At 59.7% G+C, this 23117-nt stretch carries 15 protein-coding genes, 5 tRNA genes and 4 rRNA genes; 10 read left to right on the top strand and 14 right to left on the bottom strand.

Annotated elements, in window-relative coordinates; all coding sequences use genetic code 11:
* Positions 1–167: 167 nt before the first annotated feature.
* The 9 genes from WYH_RS14625 to WYH_RS14585 all read right to left on the bottom strand — a co-directional run bounded on the left by WYH_RS14625 (position 168) and on the right by WYH_RS14585 (position 8695).
* Positions 168–243: transfer RNA gene (locus tag WYH_RS14625), tRNA-Ala, on the bottom strand.
* Between the two features lie 16 nt (positions 244–259).
* A tRNA-Ile gene (locus tag WYH_RS14620) sits at positions 260–336 on the bottom strand.
* A 188-nt stretch (positions 337–524) separates the two neighbouring features.
* Positions 525–2012 (bottom strand): 16S ribosomal RNA (locus WYH_RS14615).
* A 1339-nt stretch (positions 2013–3351) separates the two neighbouring features.
* Positions 3352–3428 (bottom strand) — tRNA-Met (locus tag WYH_RS14610).
* 143 nt (positions 3429–3571) lie between these two features.
* Positions 3572–3686, bottom strand: a 5S ribosomal RNA gene (rrf, locus tag WYH_RS14605).
* Positions 3687–3804: 118 nt separating this feature from the next.
* A 23S ribosomal RNA gene (locus WYH_RS14600) occupies positions 3805–6596 on the bottom strand.
* 254 nt (positions 6597–6850) lie between these two features.
* A tRNA-Ala gene (locus WYH_RS14595) sits at positions 6851–6926 on the bottom strand.
* 16 nt (positions 6927–6942) lie between these two features.
* Positions 6943–7019 (bottom strand) — tRNA-Ile (locus WYH_RS14590).
* 188 nt (positions 7020–7207) lie between these two features.
* Positions 7208–8695: ribosomal RNA gene (locus WYH_RS14585) — 16S ribosomal RNA — on the bottom strand.
* Together the 16S, 23S and 5S rRNA genes with 5 tRNA genes alongside form the textbook arrangement of a ribosomal RNA operon.
* Before the next feature lie 759 nt (positions 8696–9454).
* Here WYH_RS14585 and WYH_RS14580 point away from each other — a divergent pair.
* The 8 genes from WYH_RS14580 (at position 9455) to WYH_RS14545 (ending at position 18517) form a co-directional block, all read left to right on the top strand.
* Positions 9455–10489: a glycosyltransferase family A protein gene (locus tag WYH_RS14580; protein WP_053833612.1), complete on the top strand. Its 1035-nt coding sequence runs from the start codon at positions 9455–9457 to the stop codon at positions 10487–10489.
* On the top strand, positions 10486–11952 hold the full coding sequence (locus WYH_RS14575; protein ID WP_046904411.1) for a lipopolysaccharide biosynthesis protein: 1467 nt from the start codon (positions 10486–10488) through the stop codon (positions 11950–11952). The genes WYH_RS14580 and WYH_RS14575 overlap by 4 nt, the downstream gene beginning before the upstream one ends.
* Positions 11953–12040: 88 nt before the next feature.
* Positions 12041–12997, top strand: a complete 957-nt coding sequence (locus WYH_RS14570; protein ID WP_046904410.1) for an aspartyl protease family protein — start codon at positions 12041–12043, stop codon at positions 12995–12997.
* A gap of 48 nt (positions 12998–13045) precedes the next feature.
* On the top strand, positions 13046–14872 hold the full coding sequence (locus WYH_RS14565; protein ID WP_046904409.1) for an ABCB family ABC transporter ATP-binding protein/permease: 1827 nt from the start codon (positions 13046–13048) through the stop codon (positions 14870–14872).
* Between the two features lie 98 nt (positions 14873–14970).
* Entirely contained in the window at positions 14971–15558 is a 588-nt protein-coding gene (locus WYH_RS14560; protein WP_046904408.1) for a cytochrome c, read from the top strand.
* A gap of 119 nt (positions 15559–15677) precedes the next feature.
* Positions 15678–16202: a hypothetical protein gene (locus tag WYH_RS14555; RefSeq protein ID WP_046904407.1), complete on the top strand. Its 525-nt coding sequence runs from the start codon at positions 15678–15680 to the stop codon at positions 16200–16202.
* Between the two features lie 183 nt (positions 16203–16385).
* Entirely contained in the window at positions 16386–17879 is a 1494-nt protein-coding gene (locus tag WYH_RS14550) for a SulP family inorganic anion transporter (protein WP_046905228.1), read from the top strand.
* Positions 17880–17977: 98 nt separating this feature from the next.
* Positions 17978–18517: a cytochrome c gene (locus tag WYH_RS14545; protein WP_053833611.1), complete on the top strand. Its 540-nt coding sequence runs from the start codon at positions 17978–17980 to the stop codon at positions 18515–18517.
* Positions 18518–18524: 7 nt separating this feature from the next.
* Here the strand turns inward: WYH_RS14545 and WYH_RS14540 are convergent, their stop codons facing one another.
* From WYH_RS14540 to WYH_RS14520, 5 genes are all read right to left on the bottom strand, one after another.
* The gene (locus WYH_RS14540; protein ID WP_046904405.1) at positions 18525–18716 is read right to left on the bottom strand and encodes a DUF1737 domain-containing protein; all 192 of its coding nucleotides are present in this window, start codon (positions 18714–18716) and stop codon (positions 18525–18527) included.
* Between the two features lie 16 nt (positions 18717–18732).
* Positions 18733–18999, bottom strand: a complete 267-nt coding sequence (locus WYH_RS14535; RefSeq protein WP_046904404.1) for a hypothetical protein — start codon at positions 18997–18999, stop codon at positions 18733–18735.
* Positions 19000–19108: 109 nt separating this feature from the next.
* Complete coding sequence (hslU, locus tag WYH_RS14530; protein ID WP_046905227.1) at positions 19109–20410, bottom strand: ATP-dependent protease ATPase subunit HslU; 1302 nt, start codon at positions 20408–20410, stop codon at positions 19109–19111.
* A gap of 84 nt (positions 20411–20494) precedes the next feature.
* Complete coding sequence (gene hslV / locus WYH_RS14525; RefSeq protein WP_046904403.1) at positions 20495–21055, bottom strand: ATP-dependent protease subunit HslV; 561 nt, start codon at positions 21053–21055, stop codon at positions 20495–20497.
* Between the two features lie 59 nt (positions 21056–21114).
* Positions 21115–21585: an outer membrane protein assembly factor BamE gene (locus tag WYH_RS14520; RefSeq protein ID WP_046904402.1), complete on the bottom strand. Its 471-nt coding sequence runs from the start codon at positions 21583–21585 to the stop codon at positions 21115–21117.
* A gap of 161 nt (positions 21586–21746) precedes the next feature.
* On the opposite strand from WYH_RS14520, the gene WYH_RS14515 reads away from it, so the two are divergent.
* Together WYH_RS14515 and WYH_RS14510 are read left to right on the top strand one after the other, a co-directional pair.
* Positions 21747–22265, top strand: coding sequence for a ubiquinol-cytochrome C chaperone family protein (locus WYH_RS14515; RefSeq protein ID WP_046904401.1), 519 nt, complete (start codon positions 21747–21749; stop codon positions 22263–22265).
* Positions 22262–22774 carry a YceD family protein gene (locus WYH_RS14510; RefSeq protein ID WP_046904400.1) on the top strand — a complete coding sequence of 171 codons (513 nt, stop codon included), beginning with the start codon at positions 22262–22264 and terminating at the stop codon, positions 22772–22774. The genes WYH_RS14515 and WYH_RS14510 overlap by 4 nt, the downstream gene beginning before the upstream one ends.
* Positions 22775–23117 lie beyond the last annotated feature (343 nt).

Raw genomic sequence — 23117 nt, 5'->3', positions numbered from 1 at the left:
GTAAAGTGTCGCATTGCCGCCAACCCAATGGTCCGAAAACCATTCAGATCGACTGCCATGCGCCACGGCATCGATTTAAAAACCCATTCACAATGTCAAAGACAGCGGCCAGATGCCGCCTACCGGTCGAAACCGGATCTGTTTTCCTTCACTGGAGTATTCGCGACTGGTGGAGCCTATCGGGATCGAACCGATGACCCCCTGCTTGCAAAGCAGGTGCTCTCCCAGCTGAGCTAAGGCCCCGCACCAGATCGCAAAATGGTGGGCCGAGCTGGACTCGAACCAGCGACCTTACGCTTATCAGGCGTACGCTCTAACCACCTGAGCTACCGGCCCATTCTGCTGCCCTGCCGGCCAAAAGGCCGCGGGCGGCGTGAGCCAGCTCAGGCATTTGACCCAAAATCGCATAGCGACCCAGGGTCAATCTCCAGTGATGAAAGGACATGAGGACGACGGCATGTTCTTTGGAAATGGAGGAAGCTCTTCCGGACATGAAGTCCGGCGCTTTCCGCCAAAATCCTTAGAAAGGAGGTGATCCAGCCGCAGGTTCCCCTACGGCTACCTTGTTACGACTTCACCCCAGTCGCTGATCCCACCGTGGCTGGCTGCCTCCTAAAAGGTTAGCGCACCATCTTCGGGTGAAACCAACTCCCATGGCGTGACGGGCGGTGTGTACAAGGCCTGGGAACGTATTCACCGCGGCATGCTGATCCGCGATTACTAGCGATTCCGCCTTCATGCTCTCGAGTTGCAGAGAACAATCCGAACTGAGACGACTTTTGGAGATTAGCTCACACTCGCGTGCTCGCTGCCCACTGTCATCGCCATTGTAGCACGTGTGTAGCCCAGCTTGTAAGGGCCATGAGGACTTGACGTCATCCCCACCTTCCTCCGGCTTATCACCGGCGGTTTCCTTAGAGTTCCCAACTAAATGATGGCAACTAAGGACGAGGGTTGCGCTCGTTGCGGGACTTAACCCAACATCTCACGACACGAGCTGACGACAGCCATGCAGCACCTGTCACCGATCCAGCCGAACTGAAGAAAAGCATCTCTGCTATTCGCGATCGGGATGTCAAAAGCTGGTAAGGTTCTGCGCGTTGCTTCGAATTAAACCACATGCTCCACCGCTTGTGCAGGCCCCCGTCAATTCCTTTGAGTTTTAATCTTGCGACCGTACTCCCCAGGCGGATAACTTAATGCGTTAGCTGCGCCACCCAAGCACCATGTGCCCGGACAGCTAGTTATCATCGTTTACGGCGTGGACTACCAGGGTATCTAATCCTGTTTGCTCCCCACGCTTTCGCACCTCAGCGTCAATACCTGTCCAGCGAGTCGCCTTCGCCACTGGTGTTCTTCCGAATATCTACGAATTTCACCTCTACACTCGGAATTCCACTCGCCTCTCCAGGATTCTAGCGATCCAGTTTCAAGGGCAGTTCCGGGGTTGAGCCCCGGGATTTCACCCCTGACTTGGAAAGCCGCCTACGCGCGCTTTACGCCCAGTATTTCCGAACAACGCTAGCTCCCTCCGTATTACCGCGGCTGCTGGCACGGAGTTAGCCGGAGCTTATTCTCCAGGTACTGTCATTATCATCCCTGGTAAAAGAGCTTTACAACCCTAAGGCCTTCATCACTCACGCGGCATTGCTGGATCAGGCTTTCGCCCATTGTCCAATATTCCCCACTGCTGCCTCCCGTAGGAGTCTGGGCCGTGTCTCAGTCCCAGTGTGGCTGATCATCCTCTAAGACCAGCTATGGATCGTCGCCTTGGTAGGCCTTTACCCTACCAACTAGCTAATCCAACGCGGGCCCATCCAAAGGCGATAAATCTTTGGTCCGAAGACATTATCCGGTATTAGCACCCCTTTCGGGGAGTTATTCCGAACCTAAGGGCAGGTTCCCACGCGTTACGCACCCGTGCGCCACTAGCTCCGAAGAGCTCGTTCGACTTGCATGTGTTAGGCATGCCGCCAGCGTTCGTTCTGAGCCAGGATCAAACTCTCAAGTTTGTGTCACACACCAAACAGACACGGGAAAATCCCGCCAGCCTGCCTGGCATGAGCTTCAAGGAGCCGATACCTGCACTGTCAAACGTAATGGATACGAATGAACATGCATCATCTCAACCAGACTGTGGAGCCTGGATGGATGTGGCGTCGGCTTAATTTACCGGTACCCGGAGCCTTGAGACCCCCGGACCGGGCGCCGTCGCCCACATGTCCCTTCATCAAAAAACAACAATTTCAAAGAGCCATCCAACAACGAGGCGGACAACTAGCGGCCCCCCAATTCTCACCGGGGGTCCGGTTGCCCGTTAGTGTTGGCGACCAATGAGGCAGCGGTGAAACCGTCAGCGCCCCGTCGGTGAAGCGGCATATATGGAGGGGGTCAGATTCGGTCAACGGGTTTTTGCAATTTTATGTCACTGAATAGGCAACATACTGAAAATACAGAGATATTTCTCACACCACCAGAAACCCAACCAAACAACCCATCACAGCCCAACACCGAAAAACATACCATGCGAGACGGCGCCGTGGCGGGGCGTACGGCAAAATCCGCATGGAACGGTTTTGCACCGATCATCTAAGCCTTTTGAGCTCGCGACAGGAGACCGACGACGATCAAGCATTCAGAGGTGTTCGAGCGAGAAACAGTATGCATTGCGCTGGCCAGCGGGTTGCCCGTTAAACGGGTCGAATCGGATTTGGGGATCGGGTGAGTCGACGCCGGGCAAGTTGGTTGCTCAATATCTGCCGTTTATCTGGTGCCAGCGCGGCAAGCAGGTCTAATCCAAGGGAATGAACCTCTTCGCCTTGAGCCCCATGGGCTTCGGGAGGAAAGGGAAGCTTCGCGAAAGACCGCTCTGTACTTTGCGAGCCAAAAGCCGCGAGATTTGCTTTCGTGCATGGTTGGCGGCACCGACAGCCCCTCGCAGCGAGTGCAGCACGAGTGTCGCGATCGCCTTTGACATCGTCAGAATCCCCAGGTGCCACTACGCACCTGTTCGATCAGTTCCCGAGAGACGCGATAGCGCTCAATAGAGGGAGAGTGTGGGTGTGGCAGGCATCAGACTTATAGATCTCGTCGATTGCCTTGGGATAGGCTTACTTATCGGCCGGTAGGCCAGGCGGTTTCGGGAAGATGTCAATGACCGCCTGCCGATAGCTCGACCAAATGGCCTGCAAGCACCCCATTATCGGCGCGCGAGCAGAGTCGATTTTCGCAAAAGTGCGGTTGGGTTCGAACGGATCCGTCTCGCAGATCGCGCAATCCGCCGCCTTCAAATGAGGCCCGCGGACAAAGAAAAAGCCCCTGTGAAAACAGGAGCCTATAAATTTCTTGAGTTGGTTGCGGGGGTTGGATTTGAACCAACGACCTTCAGGTTATGAGCCTGACGAGCTACCGGACTGCTCCACCCCGCGTCACCGCACGACGCCTTATCGGCAAAGGCGCCACCCATCGATAGCTCTATCTACGGAGACGCCAGGATTGAGGCTATTCGGTAAGGGTTAGCCTCATGAGATTGAGAATGGGTTTTTTTTCCGCGCGATACGCCGGCTGCAATGCCTGGCGGCGTCCTACTCTTCCAACGCTTGAGCGTTAGTACCATCGGCGCTGCCTGGTTTCACGGCCGAGTTCGAGATGGGATCGGGTGGGTCACAGGCGCTATGGCCACCAAGCAATGAAGCCGGCGTATTGCGGGTTTAAATCGATGACTGATGTTAGTTATCGGGCTGGATGATCCTCCGGATCAACAGCCGCCCTGCATGTGCAGGACTGACGTTGATGGTGGGATTCAACAAGCGCGAACAGAGTTATTAGGACCGGTTAGCTCCACACATTACTGCGCTTCCACACCCGGCCTATCAACGTGATGGTCTATCACGACTCGATGATTGCTAATCTTGAGGGAGGCTTCCCGCTTAGATGCTTTCAGCGGTTATCCCGTCCATACATAGCTACCCTGCTGCACCGCTGGCGCGATGACAGGTACACCAGAGGTATGTTCACCCCGGTCCTCTCGTACTAGGGGCAACTCCTCTCAACAATCGACGCCCACGGCAGATAGGGACCAAACTGTCTCGCGACGTTCTGAACCCAGCTCACGTACCACTTTAATTGGCGAACAGCCAAACCCTTGGGACCTGCTCCAGCCCCAGGATGTGATGAGCCGACATCGAGGTGCCAAACGATTCCGTCGATATGAGCTCTTGGGAATCATCAGCCTGTTATCCCCGGCGTACCTTTTATCCGTTGAGCGATGGCCCTTCCACAAGGGACCACCGGATCACTATGACCGACTTTCGTCTCTGCTCGATCCGTCGATCTCGCAGTCAGGCAGGCTTATGCCATTGCACTCTTGCAGCCGGTTTCCAACCGGCCTGAGCCTACCATCGCGCGCCTCCGTTACTCTTTAGGAGGCGACCGCCCCAGTCAAACTACCCGCCACAGAGGGTCCCTGTACCGGATAACGGTACGAGGTTAGACATCAGAAAACAGCAGGGTGGTATTTCACCTATGGCTCCACCAAGGCTGGCGCCCTGGCTTCAAAGCCTCCCACCTATGCTACACAACTCTTTCCTAATGCCACTCTGAAGCTGCAGTAAAGGTGCACGGGGTCTTTCCGTCTAACCGCGGGTACTCCGCATCTTCACGGAGAATTCAATTTCGCTGAGCATATCCTGGAGACAGTGGGGAAGTCGTTACGCCATTCGTGCAGGTCGGAACTTACCCGACAAGGAATTTCGCTACCTTAGGACCGTTATAGTTACGGCCGCCGTTTACTCGGGCTTCAATTCGGAGCTTGCACTCCTCCTCTTAACCTTCGAGCACCGGGCAGGCGTCAGACCCTATACGTCGTCTTGAAGCCGACTTAGCAGAGTCCTGTGTTTTTGCTAAACAGTCGCTACCCCCTGGCCTGTGCCCCCTGAAAAGAGTTGCCTCAATTCAGGGCCTCCTTCTTCCGAAGGTACGGAGGCAATTTGCCGAGTTCCTTCAGGATACTTCTCTCAAGCGCCTTGGTATACTCTACCTGACCACCTGTGTCGGTTTCGGGTACGGTCTATACGGTGGGGCTATTTCCTGGGACCACTTGGCTGCCCGATCAATCCGATAAGATCGAACAACTTCCACAATCCGTCACACACCACCAGGCCCACGAATATTAACGTGGTTCCCATCGACTACCCCCTTCGGGCTCGTCTTAGGGGCCGGCTCACCCTGCGCCGATTAGCGTTGCGCAGGAACCCTTGGTCTTTCGGCGAGAGGGCATCTCACCCTCTTTGTCGCTACTCATGTCAGCATTCGCACTTCCGATACGTCCACCGTCGGTTACCCTTCGGCTTCACTCGCTTACGGAACGCTCCGCTACCGCTCAGTACAAAGTACTGAACCCTAAGCTTCGGTGCATCACTTTAGCCCCGATACATTTTCGCCGCAGGATCTCTTATTTAGACCAGTGAGCTGTTACGCTTTCTTTAAAGGATGGCTGCTTCTAAGCCAACCTCCTGGTTGTTTTGGAAATCCCACATGCTTTCCCACTTAGTGATGACTTGGGGACCTTAGCTGTAGGTTAGGGCTGTTTCCCTTTTGACGACGGACCTTAGCACCCGCCGTCTGTCTGCCGGATAAGACTCGATGGTATTCGGAGTTTGGTTAGGTTTGGTACAGCTCGCGCCGCCCTAGCCCATCCAGTGCTCTACCCCCATCGGCATACATCCGACGCTCTACCTCAATAGATTTCGCGGAGAACCAGCTATTTCCCGGCTTGATTGGCCTTTCACCCCTAAACACAGCTCATCCGAGAATTTTTCAACATTCAACGGTTCGGTCCTCCAGTGCGTGTTACCGCACCTTCAACCTGGCCATGCCTAGATCGCCGGGGTTCGGGTCTAATGCATCATACTCTGTCGCCCTATTCAGACTCGCTTTCGCTGCGCCTACACCTAACGGCTTAAGCTTGCATGATACACTAAGTCACTGACCCATTATGCAAGAGGTACGCTGTCACTCCCTATGGAGCTCCAACTGCTTGTAAGCATTCGGTTTCAGGTACTGTTTCACTCCCCTAATCGGGGTGCTTTTCACCTTTCCCTCACGGTACTTGTTCACTATCGGTCATGTACGAGTATTTAGGCTTGGAGGGTGGTCCCCCCATGTTCAGACAGGATTTCACGTGTCCCGCCCTACTCGAGTCCTTTCACATCACTTTCACATACGGGGCTGTCACCCGCTATGGCCACTCTTTCCAAAGTGTTCTGCTAGTTGAATGAAAGGCACTGGCCTGGTCCCGGTTCGCTCGCCACTACTACGGGAATCTCGGTTGATGTCTTTTCCTCCGGGTACTGAGATGTTTCAGTTCCCCGGGTTCGCTTCACCAAAGCTATATATTCACTAAGGTGATACCTTATCCACCTCTCTCAAAACCCGATCGCTCGGACAATGAGAGAAATGGTGAAGGTGGGTTTCCCCATTCGGAAATCGCCGGATCAAAGTTTGCTCACAACTCCCCGACGCTTATCGCAGCGTGCCACGTCCTTCGTCGCCTGTACATGCCAAGGCATCCACCAAATGCTCTTACCTCACGCTTGAGAATCCACACCATCAACGACAAGCCTGCATAAAAGCCTGACGCCTGAAAATGGCGCGGAGGATAATCTCAGCCAGATATTACATCTGTAAAGTGTCGCATTGCCGCCAACCCAATGGTCCGAAAACCATTCAGATCGACTGCCATGCGCCACGGCATCGATTTAAAAACCCATTCACAATGTCAAAGACAGCGGCCAGATGCCGCCTACCGGTCGAAACCGGATCTGTTTTCCTTCACTGGAGTATTCGCGACTGGTGGAGCCTATCGGGATCGAACCGATGACCCCCTGCTTGCAAAGCAGGTGCTCTCCCAGCTGAGCTAAGGCCCCGCACCAGATCGCAAAATGGTGGGCCGAGCTGGACTCGAACCAGCGACCTTACGCTTATCAGGCGTACGCTCTAACCACCTGAGCTACCGGCCCATTCTGCTGCCCTGCCGGCCAAAAGGCCGCGGGCGGCGTGAGCCAGCTCAGGCATTTGACCCAAAATCGCATAGCGACCCAGGGTCAATCTCCAGTGATGAAAGGACATGAGGACGACGGCATGTTCTTTGGAAATGGAGGAAGCTCTTCCGGACATGAAGTCCGGCGCTTTCCGCCAAAATCCTTAGAAAGGAGGTGATCCAGCCGCAGGTTCCCCTACGGCTACCTTGTTACGACTTCACCCCAGTCGCTGATCCCACCGTGGCTGGCTGCCTCCTAAAAGGTTAGCGCACCATCTTCGGGTGAAACCAACTCCCATGGCGTGACGGGCGGTGTGTACAAGGCCTGGGAACGTATTCACCGCGGCATGCTGATCCGCGATTACTAGCGATTCCGCCTTCATGCTCTCGAGTTGCAGAGAACAATCCGAACTGAGACGACTTTTGGAGATTAGCTCACACTCGCGTGCTCGCTGCCCACTGTCATCGCCATTGTAGCACGTGTGTAGCCCAGCTTGTAAGGGCCATGAGGACTTGACGTCATCCCCACCTTCCTCCGGCTTATCACCGGCGGTTTCCTTAGAGTTCCCAACTAAATGATGGCAACTAAGGACGAGGGTTGCGCTCGTTGCGGGACTTAACCCAACATCTCACGACACGAGCTGACGACAGCCATGCAGCACCTGTCACCGATCCAGCCGAACTGAAGAAAAGCATCTCTGCTATTCGCGATCGGGATGTCAAAAGCTGGTAAGGTTCTGCGCGTTGCTTCGAATTAAACCACATGCTCCACCGCTTGTGCAGGCCCCCGTCAATTCCTTTGAGTTTTAATCTTGCGACCGTACTCCCCAGGCGGATAACTTAATGCGTTAGCTGCGCCACCCAAGCACCATGTGCCCGGACAGCTAGTTATCATCGTTTACGGCGTGGACTACCAGGGTATCTAATCCTGTTTGCTCCCCACGCTTTCGCACCTCAGCGTCAATACCTGTCCAGCGAGTCGCCTTCGCCACTGGTGTTCTTCCGAATATCTACGAATTTCACCTCTACACTCGGAATTCCACTCGCCTCTCCAGGATTCTAGCGATCCAGTTTCAAGGGCAGTTCCGGGGTTGAGCCCCGGGATTTCACCCCTGACTTGGAAAGCCGCCTACGCGCGCTTTACGCCCAGTATTTCCGAACAACGCTAGCTCCCTCCGTATTACCGCGGCTGCTGGCACGGAGTTAGCCGGAGCTTATTCTCCAGGTACTGTCATTATCATCCCTGGTAAAAGAGCTTTACAACCCTAAGGCCTTCATCACTCACGCGGCATTGCTGGATCAGGCTTTCGCCCATTGTCCAATATTCCCCACTGCTGCCTCCCGTAGGAGTCTGGGCCGTGTCTCAGTCCCAGTGTGGCTGATCATCCTCTAAGACCAGCTATGGATCGTCGCCTTGGTAGGCCTTTACCCTACCAACTAGCTAATCCAACGCGGGCCCATCCAAAGGCGATAAATCTTTGGTCCGAAGACATTATCCGGTATTAGCACCCCTTTCGGGGAGTTATTCCGAACCTAAGGGCAGGTTCCCACGCGTTACGCACCCGTGCGCCACTAGCTCCGAAGAGCTCGTTCGACTTGCATGTGTTAGGCATGCCGCCAGCGTTCGTTCTGAGCCAGGATCAAACTCTCAAGTTTGTGTCACACACCAAACAGACACGGGAAAATCCCGCCAGCCTGCCTGGCATGAGCTTCAAGGAGCCGATACCTGCACTGTCAAACGTAATGGATACGAATGAACATGCATCATCTCAACCAGACTGTGGAGCCTGGATGGATGTGGCGTCGGCTTAATTTACCGGTACCCGGAGCCTTGAGACCCCCGGACCGGGCGCCGTCGCCCACATGTCCCTTCATCAAAAAACAACAATTTCAAAGAGCCATCCAACAACGAGGCGGACAACTAGCGGCCCCCCAATTCTCACCGGGGGTCCGGTTGCCCGTTAGTGTTGGCGACCAATGAGGCAGCGGTGAAACCGTCAGCGCCCCGTCGGTGAAGCGGCATATATGGAGGGGGTCAGATTCGGTCAACGGGTTTTTGCAATTTTATGTCACTGAATAGGCAACATACTGAAAATACAGAGATATTTCTCACACCACCAGAAACCCAACCAAACAACCCATCACAGCCCAACACCGAAAAACATACCATGCGAGACGGCGCCGCCCTCGCTCATATTCGCCAAACCCCCGGAATCCCGCCACTTTCAGCAGAACCGCAATGATTCATCAGCTCGTCATCCAGCCGATGCGATTCTATCCCGAGTCAGCTGCGCCAGTGATTCCGGCCAACGAAGTGTCGGGTCCGCCCCCGCCCATCTGACGCCCTTCCTATGATTCACGCGCGCATGGTCCGTTAAACTAATTCTTATCGAGCGGCGGCTAAGCCCCGCGCACATGGAATTGCAGTCCGCCCCCTCTCCCCCGCCGCCGCGCGTCGCCGTGATCGTTCCGGCCTATGGCGTTGCTCACTTGGTCGGTGAGGCGCTGGATTCCCTGCTGGCCCAGGACATGACCGATTGGGAATGCGTGGTGGTGGATGATGGCGCACCGGACGACGTGGCCGAAGCAGTCACCCCTTATCTGAAGGATTCGAGGATCACCTTCCTCCATACGGACAATGGCGGCGTGTCCGCGGCACGCAACCGGGCCATCGCGATCACCAGCGCACCCTATATAGCACTGCTGGACGGGGACGATCTGTTCCGGCCTGCCTATCTCGCCCGCACGACCGCGGCACTGGACGAGGACCCGGCCGCACGCATTGTAACCTGCAATGCCCGCATCTTCGGCGCGCTGGACAGGGAACGGTACTGCGTTTCCGCCAAGCAAGGGACGAGCGACGGGCTGCACGGTTCGCTGGGAGATGTGCTGGACCGCAGTTTCAACGTCTATATCGGCTCCACCTTCCGGCGGGCTGATTTCGATTCCGTGGGCGGGTTCGACGAAACCATGTCCCATGCAGAGGATTTCGATTTCTGGGTCCGGCTGATGATGCTGGGCGGCCATGCGCTCTATCTGGACGAAGTGCTGGGAGAATATCGGGTGCGTCCCGAATCCGCCTCCGCCAGCAACAGCAAGATGATCCGGGGCAATCTGCGCGTCTATGAAAAGGCGCTGGCTGCGCTGGGCAACGGGCCCGATGCCGGCATCGCCCACCGGATGATCGCCGTAAACCACAACCAGCTGGCGTTTGAACAGGCTCTGACACGTGTCGAACAGGGGGATACGCAGGGCCTGCCCGCCCTGCGCGCCGTATACCGGGCACAAGGCGGCATGATCTGGACGCTCGCCTTCGCCCTGTGGCGGATCGCCCCCGCCCTTGCCCCACCCATGCTGCGCTGGCGACGGCGGGCCCATATGCGCGGGGGCAGCACGGTGAATGTGCCGCCCTTGCCTTCCGCGCGTCCGGCAAGGCTGGCCCGGGCATGAGCGAATCCCTGCGCGACGAGGTGAAACGCGCCGTCATCTGGCGGTCCGGCAGCCAGATCCTGGCGCAAGCCGTGGCCTGGGGTTCGACCCTGGCAGTGATCCGGATTCTCGATCCGTCCGATTACGGCCTCTTCGCCATGACCCAGGTCGTGCTGGCCTTTCTCGCCTTTCTCAACGGCTCGGGCTTTGCCAGTTCGCTGATACAGGACCGCCATATAGACGAGACGAAGGTGCGGCAGGGATTCGGCCTGCTGATCCTGGTCAATGGCGGGATCGCCCTGATCCAGCTGGCCATCGCCCCGATCGCGGCGGCCTGGTATCGGCAGCCGCTGGTGGAGGACCTGCTGCAGGTCCAGGCGCTGATGTATCTGGCGACGCCCTTCATCGCGATTCCCGAAGTATTGCTGACGCGCGAGCTGGATTTCCGCCGCCCGGCAATCGCCAACACTATCGCCACGATCGTGTCCGCCGCTGTTGCCATCACCTGTGCGCTGGCGGGGTTCGGCGTGTGGACGCTGGTCTATGCGCCAATCGCAATGTTCTGGACGCGCGCCATCGCGCTGATGGTGGCATCGCGCTTCACCCTTCTTCCCAGCTTCAGCTTCGCCGGGGCCGGGCAGATGTTCAATTTCGGCATCATGTTGCTGGCCAGCCATTTCTTCTGGACCATCATCACCCAGGCCGATGTCTTCATCGCTTCCCGCTCGGTCGAACCGCACGATCTGGGCATTTATGCCGAGGGGCTGTTTCTCACCACGCTGATCGCCAACAAGTTCGTGCCCCCGCTGAACGAGGTGGCCTTCCCCGCTTATGCCAAATTGCAGAATGACAGGGCGACATTGTCGGCCAGTTTCCTGAAGGCGGTGCGGCTGATCATGCTGGTCACCTGCCCGCTCTATTTCGGGCTGGCCGCCGTGGCGCCGGATGCCGTCTTGATATTGCTGGGAGAGAAATGGACGGAGATGACGCCGCTGGTGCGGATCCTCTCGCTCGCCATGCCGGCAATGACATTGCACATCCTGTTCGCCCCGGCAGTGAATGCCATCGGTCGCCCGGAAATATCCATGCGCACATCCCTGTTCGGCGTTCTGGTGATGCCGCTGGCCTTTGTGATCGGGGTGCGTTCCGGCATTGAAGGGCTTGCCTGGGCCTGGCTGCTGGCCTTCCCTCTGTTGCCGGCCTTCGCCTTCCTGCTGGCGCGCAAACCGCTGGGCATAGGGGCGCGGCAATTGCTGGCGGCGCTCGCCCCCGGCATTGGCGCCGCCGCGGCCATGGCCCTGCCCGTTCATGCGCTGGGCACGGCCCTGCCGGAAATGGCGAGCTGGGCACGGCTGATCTGCCAGATCGCGGCGGGTGGCATTCTGTATGGCGCGATCCTGTTCGTCACCTCGCGCGCAACTTTGGAAGAACTGATCGCCCTTGTGTTGCGCCGGCGCTCACCGGAAATTTCCGCAACTGCCTGATATTTGGTAATTTTGGCGCTGCGTGATATGGTTTCACCGGGTTCTGGATCCGGCCAGACGGCCCTTTCCGGAACCCGGGAGAAAGACCATGACCTGGCACCTGCTTGCAGCCGCGCTGGCAAGCGTGGCTGGCGGTGCGATTGCGAACCCGGCGGAAACCGCGGACAAGACCACGCAAGCACCGCAAACCGACCATGAAGTGATCGCGCTTGAGCAAGAGCGATACAGGCGGCTGACTGTCCCCGTCACCATACAGGGACAAGGGCCCTTCCGATTCCTGATCGACACCGGATCGCAGGCCACCGTCCTGTCGCACGATCTGGCCGACCTGCTGCAACTGACCGAGCGCCGAACGGCCATATTGGTGGCCATGGCCAGCCGGATGCCGATCGAAACTGTCGATGTCCGCGACCTGACACTGGGATCGCGCAGCTTCTATATCCAGACCGCGCCGCTGCTGGATGCGATCCATATCGGCGATGCAGACGGCATATTGGGGCTGGACAGCCTGCAGGACCAGCGCGTGCTGATCGATTTCGTGAACAGCGAGATCGCCGTGGCCGATGCAGAGGAACTGGGCGGCAATCGCGGGTTCGAAATCGTGGTCAAGGCACGGCGGCGGCTGGGGCAATTGATCATCACCCGCGCCATGCTGGACGGGGTGCGCACAGCGGTGATCGTGGATACGGGCGCGCAGGGCAGCGTCGGCAATCGCGAATTGCAGCGCCGCCTGCGCAATGCGCGCGTGTTGGGGCAAAGCGAGCTGACCGATGTGAATGGCCAGCAGATGACCGGCTCGGTCATGCTCGCGCGGTCGCTGGCGATCGACAATGTGCAACTGACCCATGTGCCGATCTTCTTCGGCGATTCGCCCACATTCCGCTCGCTGAAACTGGACAAGGAACCGGCGCTGGTGCTGGGCATCCGCGAGCTGAAGATGTTCCGGCGCGTAGCGATCGATTTCAGGAAGGGGCAGATATTGTTCGACCTGCCGCGCAGCGTCCGCCGGTTCGATTCCATGTATGGGGGCAGGATCGGCCTTTGACGCGCAGCCGCGTTGCCTGATCGCCCTCCGTCCCCCACATAAAGGGCAATGTCGCAACAGGGATCCCCGAAGAGCCAGGAAGATTATGCGGGCTGGAACACGGTCCGCCGCTTCCTGCCCTATCTATGGCCGAAGGACCGGCCCGAACTTCGCTGGCGCATTGCCGGCGCGACCTTCTTCGTCGTGCTGGCCAAGATCGTCGTGCTCACATTGCCCTTCGCTTATGCCGGCGCCGTGGACACGATGGCGGCGGATGGCGATCCGGCCGTGTGGGTCGCGATGGCGCTGGTCGTGGCCTATGCCGCGGGCCGGTTCGCCACGGTCGTTTTCGACAATATCCGCAACATCATCTTCGAACGGGTCGGCCAGGACGCGGTGCGGCATCTGACGGAAGACGTCTTCCGCAGGCTGCATAACCTGTCGCTCCGCTTCCACCTGTCGCGCCGCACGGGGGAAGTGACCAAGGTGGTCGAACGCGGGACGAAGAGCATCAATTCGATGATCTACTTCCTGCTGTTCAACATCATGCCTACTGCGGTCGAGCTGCTGATCGTGGCCGGTATTTTCTACACCAAGTTCGGCTGGGAACTGGTGGCCGCGACGGCGGTGACCGTTGTCTCCTATATCTGGATCACGCGCCTGATCACCGAATGGCGAACCAAATTGCGCGCCCGGATGAACGATCTGGATGGCATCGCCCTGTCGCGCGCGGTGGATTCGCTCCTCAATTACGAGACGGTGAAATATTTCGGCGCGGAAAAGTGGGAACAGGAACGATATGGCTCCGCCGCCCGCGCCTATGCCGCCGCCGCCATCAGCAGCGAAAATTCACTCGGCCTGCTCAATATCGTCCAGGCATCGATCACCAACCTGCTGATGGCGGGCGCCATGGCCTTCACCGTCTGGGGCTGGAGCCGGGGCGATCTGAGTGTCGGCGATCTGGTGCTGGTGAACACTTATCTGATGCAGCTGTTCCGCCCGCTGGATCTGCTGGGCTGGGTCTATCGCACGATCCGCCAGGGCCTGATCGACATGGCGGCGATGTTCCGCCTGATCGATACGCAGCTGGAAGTGGAGGACCGGCCCGGCGCCCCCGCATTGATCGTGCGCCATCCCACTGTCGCCTTCGACAATGTCGTCTTCGGTTATGACCGCGACCGGGAAATCCTGCACGGGCTGAGCTTCGAAGCCCCGGCCGGACAGCATATCGCCCTTGTCGGCCCGTCGGGGGCGGGCAAATCCACCATCGGGCGGCTGCTGTTCCGCTTCTACGATCCGTGGTCGGGGCGCATATTGATCGACGGGCAGGATATCAGCGAGGTGACGCAGGCCAGCCTGCGCGCCCGGATCGGGATTGTCCCGCAGGACAGCGTGCTGTTCAACGACACGATCGGATATAATATCGGCTATGGCCGGGAAGATGCCACGCAGGAGGAAATCCTGGCCGCCGCGCGCGACGCCGCGATCCTGCCCTTTATCCGGAACCTGCCGCAGGGTTTCGAAACCGAGGTGGGCGAACGCGGCCTGAAACTGTCCGGCGGGGAGAAGCAGCGCGTGGCCATTGCCCGCACATTGCTGAAGGATCCGCCGATCCTGCTGCTGGACGAGGCGACGAGCGCGCTGGACACGCGGACCGAGCAGGAAATCATTTCCACCCTGCGGCGCGTGTCCGAAAGGCGCACTACAATCGCCATCGCCCACCGCCTGTCCACCATTGCCGATGCGGATCGCATCTTCGTGATGGATGCCGGGCGGCTGGCCGAAAGCGGCACCCATGCGCAGCTCCTCTCGCGCGACGGGCTCTATGCCGAAATGTGGCAGCGCCAGGCGCATGAACGGGAAGAGGCGGCCGATGAACCGCAAAGCGTATTGTAACCCCGCACGTTACCGTAATTAACTTGCGCAGCATCGCCCGCCCCCGCTCAGGCAGCAGGGCAATTCACGCGCAGAACCAGATTGGAAGGATGCCGAGGATGAAACTGACCGGACTGAGCCTGATTCCGGCGCTGGCACTGGTGGCAGCCTGTTCCCAGCAGGAAGAAGAGGCGCCGCAGGACGTGGAGCTTACTCTCCACGAAGTGATGAAGAATGAAATCGATGTGCGGGCAGACGAGGTCTGGGCGATAGGCAATGCCGCGCTCGACGATCAGGCCGGTATCGACCCCGATCTGATGAGCGACGAGGACTGGACCAACTTGGCCGCCCATTCGCTGAGCCTGCGGCAAGCGGCCATAGATCTGGCCACGCTGGACCCGATCATCGTCACCCGCCCGGGCGTGAAGATCGTGGATGAAGGCGTGCCCTTTGGCGATAGTTCTGCCGACGTGCAGGCCAATATCGACAAGAACCCGCAGGGCATGCGCGACATGGCCAATGCCCTTGCCGCGCATATGGCGGATCTGGCCGCTGCGGCGAAGGACCATGACGCCGCCCGCGCAGGCCCGCTGATCAACCAGCTGGATGGCGTGTGCGAAACTTGCCATCTCGAATATTGGTATCCTTCGCAGAAGGAGATAATCGAACAATACATCAATGAAGGTGTCCTCGATCCCGCAAGCTGATAGGCTGGACACTCGCGGCGGCGCGAATTGACGGGAATCAAGGTCTTGCCCGCGCCCCGCAGATAGGCTGGACCAAATATTCAGACGATGAACGGCGCAGAGAGGACAGGATCAGCGATATGAGGATTGCACTGGGAATCGGCGCCGCCGCATTGGCCTTCGCCGCCAGCGGGCTGGTTGCGCAGACTGTTGCCGACGATGGTGCCCTGCGCATCCGCGCCGTGATGCAGGATGCCGTCAATCCCGCGATCCTGACCATCTGGGATGTCGGCAACAACGCCATGAGCGACGATGGCGGCATCGATCCCGAACTGATGACCGATGAAAGCTGGGACCGGCTGGCCCATGCATCCGCCGAACTGGTGGAAGCCAGCCGGATGATCGCCGCCGCCGACAAGATCAGCGCCGCCGCGCCCGACAATATGGGCACGGCAGAGGGCGAGATCTCCATGGAAGATGTGCAGCGCTATATCGATAACGACACGGATGGCCTGCGCGAACTGGCGCTGGAGCAGGCAGCCCATGCGGAAAAGCTGCTGGCCGCCGCCAGGGCGAAGGATGCGGCCACTGCCGGAGATCTGGTCGCCGGCATGGATCTGGTCTGCGAAAGTTGCCACGCGCGATACTGGTATCCGGAAGGCTGAACCGCCGCCGGGCCTGGCGTGCCCCTTCCCCTTGTAAATTAATCAATACCGCTCCCCTTGCGGATCGCGCCGCGCTGCCCGATAGGCCTCCCGCCCTGTCGGAAGGGCATAAACCCTTATGGCTGTGACAAGCCCGCCGGTTCCATGCTGGACTGGGCGGCACGATTTGCGGGATCGATCGACATGACCCAATCAAGCGCGCTGCGCCGCGACTGGCTGAGCAATCCGCGCAAGGATATCCTTGCCGGTCTCGTCGTCGCCCTGGCCCTCATCCCCGAAGCGATCGGTTTCTCGATCATTGCCGGGGTCGATCCGCGTGTCGGCCTTTATGCCTCGATCGCGATTGCCATCGTCATTTCCTTCACCGGCGGCCGGCCGGGCATGATTTCCGCCGCCACCGCCGCGGTGGCTGTGGTGGTCGTGCCGCTGGTGCGCGATCACGGCGTCGAATATCTGTTCGCCGCCACCATATTGATGGGCATCTTCCAGGGTATCGCCGCCCTGTTGCGGCTGGACCTGCTGATGCAGTTCGTCTCCCGCTCCGTCATCACCGGCTTCGTCAATGCGCTGGCGATCCTGATCTTCATGGCCCAGCTGCCGCAGCTGACAGATGTAAGCTGGGCGGCCTATGCGATGGTCGCGGCCGGTCTGGCGATCATCTATCTGCTGCCGCGTCTGACCACTGCCGTCCCCTCCCCGCTCGTTGCCATCGTCATTCTCGGCGCGATTTCCATCGGCATGGATCTGGACGTGAACACGGTGGGCGACATGGGCGAACTGCCCGAAGGCCTGCCCTATCTGGTCTGGCCCGACGTGCCGCTGACCTGGGAGACGTTGCAGATAATCGCCCCCTATTCGCTGACCATGGCCGCGGTCGGCCTGCTCGAATCGCTGCTGACCGCCCAGATCGTGGACGACATGACCCATACGGACAGCAACAAGCGCCGCGAAAGCGCCGGGCAAGGCGTTGCCAATATCGTGGCGGCAATGTTCGGCGGCATGGGCGGCTGCGCGATGATCGGCCAGTCGGTCATCAATGTAACTTCCGGCGGGCGCGGGCGCCTGTCCACCTTCACCGCCGGTGCTGCGCTGCTGATTCTGCTGTGGCTGCTCGGCCCGATAGTCGGCCAGGTGCCGATGCCGGCGCTGGTGGCGGTGATGATCATGGTTTCGATCGGCACGTTCAGCTGGAATTCGATCCCCAATCTCCGCCGCCATCCGTGGCAGTCATCGGTGGTGATGCTGGCCACCGTGATAGTGGTCGTCGCCACGCATAATCTGGCGCTGGGCGTGCTGGTGGGCGTGCTGCTGTCCGGGATCTTCTTCGCCGCCAAGGTGCGGCGCATGTTCGAAGTGGTCCGCAGGCGCGAGGCGGACAAGGCGATCTACACCGTCACCGGGCAGATCTTCTTCGCCTCGGTCGACCGTTTCCAGAAAGCGCTCGGCCCTGAAAGCCAGCAGCCCGATCCGGCCGATCACGTGGTGATCGACGTGACGGGCGCCCATTTCTGGGATATCTCGGCAATCGGATCGCTGGACAAGGTGGTGGAACGGATGCGCCGCAACGGCCGCAGCGTGCAGGTGGTTGGCCTCAACCAGGCCAGTGCCGACCTGGTCGACAAATTTGCCCTGACCGACAAGACCGGCGTGGAAATCGGCCTTGCCCCGCATCCGTGAAGTGAAGGGCTCGACCTGTCAGGGGATCGGCTTCTATGAATAATGGCGCAGGCGGGGCATCACGCTCCGCCTGCGCGCAGCAAGGGATAGGCATATTCATGCGATTGGCGATGACGCTTGTTCTGACCGGCGGCCTGCTGACTGCCTGCGCCGCACAGGGCATCCGCCCGGCTGCCGCAACCGGGGCGGAAGCGGTAAACACCCGCGAAGCGATGGTGGCGGGCATCAATCCCGCCGGCCTGGCGATCTGGGCCATTCGCGACAGCGCCAGTGACGACCGCGGGCATATCGACCCGGCGCGCATGAACGAAGATAGCTGGAAAGCGCTGGCCGATGCCGGCCGTATGCTGGAAACCTATTCCCGCCGCCTTGCGGAAGCGGACAGCTTCCGCGCCGAAGGGACCGACGTGGTTTCCGGAGAGACGCCCGAAGGCATCGCCTCGCGCGAGGAAATCCAGCAGATGATCGACGCCAACCCGGCGGGGTTCCGCGCCTGGTCAGCCGTGCTGGAACAGCAGGGCCGGGATCTGGTGGATGCCGCCCATGCCCGCGATGCCGCGCGTGCGGGCGTGCTGGCCTACGGAATAGACAGCAGTTGCAGCGGTTGCCACGAACATTACTGGTTCGTGCCGGACTAGATCCGGTTCAGTCCCCGTAACCGGGCCAGATCACCGCCTGCGCGACATAGCGATTGGTGCCGTCGCTGGTGATGGACGGCGAACCATGCAGCCGCCAGCCCTGCCTCAGCGCGTCGGAAACACGGGCGCAGAACTTGTCATCATCGAGGCCCGTCAGGCAGCGATAGGGCAGTTTGCCATCGGGCGGTGTGCTGCTCATTGGTTCAAATCTCTCATCATTTGCGTTTCAGCTTCCGCAACCTCATTCGGCGGCGGGTTGTCGAGGCGAATACAGTATCGTGATATTCCTTCGAGAGCTGATAGCGCCCTTCGTTTTCATATTTGCGCGCAGCCACGCGATCCGCGACGCGAAAAGCATGAAGCGTGCGCCATACGAGAAAGCCTATCCACGGCAATAAAACCGGTGCCAGCAATCCTGCAGCCAAGGGCAGATCCGCCGGAGAAGGCCGCCAAATCATCATGACCGATGCGACAAAGAACATGGGTAGATACCACGACGCCGGCCTATGCCTGTAGATCAGATCGCGATCAGTCCAACGGCGAAATCGAATAAACCAGCGCGGCATCTGCCACGACTAGGGGCATTCAAGCCTAGAGTATATATTTACTCAAATCGCTGTCCTGCGCCAGGTCGTTCAGCCTTTCGCTGACATAGGCGGCGTCGATCGTCACCGTCTCGCCCGTGCGTTCCTCGGCATCGAAGCTGAGTTCTTCCAGCAGCTTTTCCATCACCGTCTGCAGGCGGCGGGCGCCGATATTCTCGACGCTTTCATTCACCTGCGCCGCGATTCTCGCCACTTGTTCGATGGCGTCCCCGGTCACGTTCAGCGTCACCTTCTCGGTGCCGATCAGCGCCTTGTACTGTTCAACCAGATTGGCCCGCGTGTCGGTGAGGATGGAGACGAAATCCTTTTCCGTCAGCGCCTTCAGCTCCACCCGGATCGGCAGGCGGCCCTGCAATTCGGGCAGCATGTCGCTCGGCTTCGCCACATGAAACGCGCCGCTGGCGATGAACAGGACATGGTCGGTCTTCATCGGGCCGTATTTGGTCGAAACCGTGGTGCCTTCGATCAGCGGCAGCAGATCCCGCTGCACCCCTTCGCGGCTGACCGATCCGCCGCGCACATCGGACACCGCGATCTTGTCGATCTCGTCCAGGAAGACGATCCCGTTGGTTTCGGCATTGGCCAGCGCGACGCGGGCGACATCGTCCTGGTCCATCCGCTTTTCGGCTTCTTCGTCCACCAGCTTGTCCCACGCATCGGGGACTTTCAGCTTGCGGCGCTTCATCGGCGATTTGCCGAATGCCTTGCCCATCATGTCGGACAGGTTGATCATGCCGACACTGCCGCCCATGCCCGGTATGTCCATCGGCATGGAGGGTGCTTCCTCCACTTCGATCTCCACTTCGACATCGTTCATGGCGTTCTGGACGATGCGCTGGCGGAAACTTTCGCGCGTCGCTTCGGATGCATTTTCGCCCACCAGGGCGTTGAGCAACCGATCCATCGCGGCCTTGCTGGCGGATTCGCGCACGGATTCGCGGCGGCGTTCCTTCTCCAGCCGAATCGCCTCTTCCACCAGGTCGCGGGCGATCTGTTCCACGTCCCGCCCGACATAGCCGACTTCGGTGAACTTGGTCGCTTCCACCTTCACGAAGGGCGCATCGGCCAGCTTGGCCAGGCGGCGGCTGATCTCGGTCTTGCCGCAGCCGGTGGGGCCGATCATCAATATGTTCTTGGGCGTCACTTCATCGCGCAATTCGGGGGGCAGCATCTGCCGCCGCCAGCGATTGCGCAGCGCGACAGCCACGGCCCGCTTGGCTTCCGACTGGCCGATAATATGTTCGTCCAATGCGGCGACAATCTGCTTGGGAGTAAGTGCTTCGTTCATTTTCATCTCTCTGCCCCGCGATCCGGAAGGGTCGGGGCCGGGGGTAAGCGTCTGGTCGGAAAGCCGGGCCGCGAAAATGCGGGCCTACAGCGTTTCGACCGTCACATTGCCATTGGTGAACACGCAGATATCCGCCGCGACATCCATCGCCTTGCGCGCGATCGTTTCGGCATCTTCTTCATAAGCGTCGATCGCGCGGGCAGCGGCCAGCGCGTAATTCCCGCCGGATCCGATGGCGGTGATGCCGCCTTCCGGTTCCAGCACATCGCCATTGCCGGTCAGCACCAGCAGGCTGTTTTCGTCCGCGACGATCATCAGGGCTTCGAGATTGCGCAGATATTTGTCGGTCCGCCAGTCCTTGGCGAGTTCCACGGCGGCACGCAGCAACTGGCCGCTATATTGTTCCAGCTTGCGTTCCAGCCGTTCAAACAATGTGAAGGCATCGGCGGTCGCCCCGGCAAAACCGGCAATGACCTTGCCGCCTTCGCCAATCCGGCGAACCTTGCGCGCATTGGGCTTCATGATAGTGTTGCCCATGGAGACTTGCCCGTCCCCGGCAATCACTGTCTTGCCGTTCTTGCTGACGCCGATGATCGTCGTCCCGTGCCACTGCGTCAGGCCGTGGCTCGCCCGCATCTCTTCCATGGCCGGGCATATGGGCAAACAGGCGGCGACCTTCAAGCGAAGCCGCAGCCTGCCGCGGATTACTGGCCTGTCGGGCTGCCCGCGCCGCCGGGGCCGGTAGCCGCGCCGACCTGCCCGATATTGCCGAACAGGTCTTCCAGCAGGCCGCGATCGCGCCCCAGGGTCGGCGTTACCGTGCTGTCCGGATCGATCCGCGCAACCTGGTCCATGCCGGTGCGATCGACCGACAGCACATTGTCATTCTCGTCAAAACGGACGGCCAGAACCGTGTGCTGCGTGATCTTGGGCGTAGTGAACGGCGCCTGTTCCGTGGTGCTGGCGACATAATACCAGACCGGCTCGCCAAATTCGCTGGTGAAGGTCGGCCGGCCCAGCGTGCGTTCCACCGACATGCGGTTATCGACGCCCGGCTGAACCGAAGCGATCAGCACTTCATCGGCAACGAAGCCGCGATGGTTGACGATCGAGCTGCAGCCGGAAGCAAGCGCCGCCGCTGCCATTACTGCTGCGATCTTTCGCGTGCCGATCATCTGTTTGCCTTCTCCAGTTTCGTCATGGGCCGACAGGCAATTGCCAAGCTGGCCATGGCGCCTATATCGACCCCGAGCCTTAAGGGCTGGCACGCCGCCACGCAATGCCGCTTGGCGACGGCGCATTGAATAGCCGCTGAATGAGAAGGCGCCTTTCGATAATGTCGATCTTTACCCGCATTTTCCGCAACCGCCCCGACCCGCGCGAGGAGATGCGCCCGCTGTGGCACCGCGTGGTGGAAGTTTCCCGCAATCGCCGCTGGTATGCCGATGATGGCGTGGCCGATAGTGTGGGCGGCCGGTTCGACATGATCGTGGCCGTGCTTTCGCTGGTCCTGCTGCGGATGGAAAAGGATGCGGAAATCGCCGGCAACTCCGCCTTGCTGACCGAACTTTTCGTGGAAGACATGGACGGCCAGCTGCGCCAGAGCGGCGTGGGCGACATGGTGGTGGGCAAGCATATCGGCAAGCTCGTTTCCGTGCTGGGCGGACGGCTGGGGGCACTGCGCGAAGCGCTGCAACAGGAAGATGACACGGCCCTGCGCGAAGTGCTGGAACGCAATGTCAGCTTCACGGAAGGTTCGCAGCCCGATGCGCTGGCGCGCGACCTGCGCGCCTTCGCCGCCCGGCTGGACAGGATCGCGCCGGAAGATCTGACTGGTGGAAGGATCGACGCGTGACCGTTCCCGAATTCTCCCGCCCCTTCGACCGGCGCCAGATCACGGACAAGCCGGTGACGCTTTCCGCCGGGGAAGCGGAAATGGCCGCATTGGCCGAACGTTTCGGGCTGGTCGCGGTGAAGCGGCTGGAAGTTGAATTACGCCTGCAGCCCGAAGGCGAAGCGGTGGATGTGGCAGGCACATTGTCCGCCGACATCGTGCAGAGCTGCGCCATTTCCGGGGATGACCTGCCCGCGAAGATCGAGGAAGAAATCGCCTTCCGCTTCGTTCCCGATCGCATCATCGAGGATAAGGAGATCGAACTGGAGGAAGAGGATCTGGACGAGATCCCCTATTCCGGCACCAGTTTCGATCTGGGCGAAGCCATGGCGCAAAGCCTGGCGCTGGCTATCGATCCCTATGCAACCGGGCCGAACGCGGATGAAGCGCGCAAGGAAGCGGGGCTGGTGAATGCAGAACCCCAGGGCAAGATGGCCCAAGCGCTGGCGGCAGCGTTGAAGAAGGACTGAGGCGGCAGGCGGGGCCGCCCCGCCGCGACCCATACTCGCCAGTTGCGCAGACGGGAAACCACGCCCACCCTCGTCATTCCCGCGCAGGCGGGAATCCAGATCACGGCGTTTCCACTTGTCGCGGCTCGGGCCCGGTGGAGCCGACAGTGCAGCGCGGGCGGGCAAATGCCGCGTGCACCAGCTGGATTCCTGCCTGCGCGGGAATGACGAGAAGGGGAATGGGCAAGGGCCGAGGCCAGCAGATAGCCCCCTTTCCTACACGCCGCCTTTCAGGGCAGGACCAAGCCCGCTCTTTATCATCGTCCACGCTGCTGCCCGCGCCGTACCGTTCGCACTAACGGCG

The organism is Croceibacterium atlanticum, from assembly GCF_001008165.2.
Classification (GTDB): Bacteria; Pseudomonadota; Alphaproteobacteria; order Sphingomonadales; family Sphingomonadaceae; genus Croceibacterium_C; species Croceibacterium_C atlanticum.
This window is presented reverse-complemented; position numbering and strand designations above follow the sequence as displayed.

Bases quoted from the DNA above. Each gene is read 5' to 3' on its own strand.
- WYH_RS14535 (WP_046904404.1), bottom strand. From the start codon at position 18,999: ATGTTCTTTGTCGCATCGGTCATGATGATTTGGCGGCCTTCTCCGGCG.
- WYH_RS14580 (WP_053833612.1), top strand. From the start codon at position 9,455: ATGGAATTGCAGTCCGCCCCCTCTCCCCCGCCGCCGCGCGTCGCCGTG.
- WYH_RS14515 (WP_046904401.1), top strand. From the start codon at position 21,747: ATGTCGATCTTTACCCGCATTTTCCGCAACCGCCCCGACCCGCGCGAG.
- WYH_RS14550 (WP_046905228.1), top strand. From the start codon at position 16,386: ATGACCCAATCAAGCGCGCTGCGCCGCGACTGGCTGAGCAATCCGCGC.
- WYH_RS14565 (WP_046904409.1), top strand. From the start codon at position 13,046: ATGTCGCAACAGGGATCCCCGAAGAGCCAGGAAGATTATGCGGGCTGG.
- WYH_RS14570 (WP_046904410.1), top strand. From the start codon at position 12,041: ATGACCTGGCACCTGCTTGCAGCCGCGCTGGCAAGCGTGGCTGGCGGT.
- WYH_RS14555 (WP_046904407.1), top strand. From the start codon at position 15,678: ATGAGGATTGCACTGGGAATCGGCGCCGCCGCATTGGCCTTCGCCGCC.
- WYH_RS14540 (WP_046904405.1), bottom strand. From the start codon at position 18,716: ATGAGCAGCACACCGCCCGATGGCAAACTGCCCTATCGCTGCCTGACG.
- hslV (WP_046904403.1), bottom strand. From the start codon at position 21,055: ATGGAAGAGATGCGGGCGAGCCACGGCCTGACGCAGTGGCACGGGACG.
- WYH_RS14520 (WP_046904402.1), bottom strand. From the start codon at position 21,585: ATGATCGGCACGCGAAAGATCGCAGCAGTAATGGCAGCGGCGGCGCTT.
- WYH_RS14545 (WP_053833611.1), top strand. From the start codon at position 17,978: ATGCGATTGGCGATGACGCTTGTTCTGACCGGCGGCCTGCTGACTGCC.
- hslU (WP_046905227.1), bottom strand. From the start codon at position 20,410: ATGAACGAAGCACTTACTCCCAAGCAGATTGTCGCCGCATTGGACGAA.
- WYH_RS14560 (WP_046904408.1), top strand. From the start codon at position 14,971: ATGAAACTGACCGGACTGAGCCTGATTCCGGCGCTGGCACTGGTGGCA.
- WYH_RS14575 (WP_046904411.1), top strand. From the start codon at position 10,486: ATGAGCGAATCCCTGCGCGACGAGGTGAAACGCGCCGTCATCTGGCGG.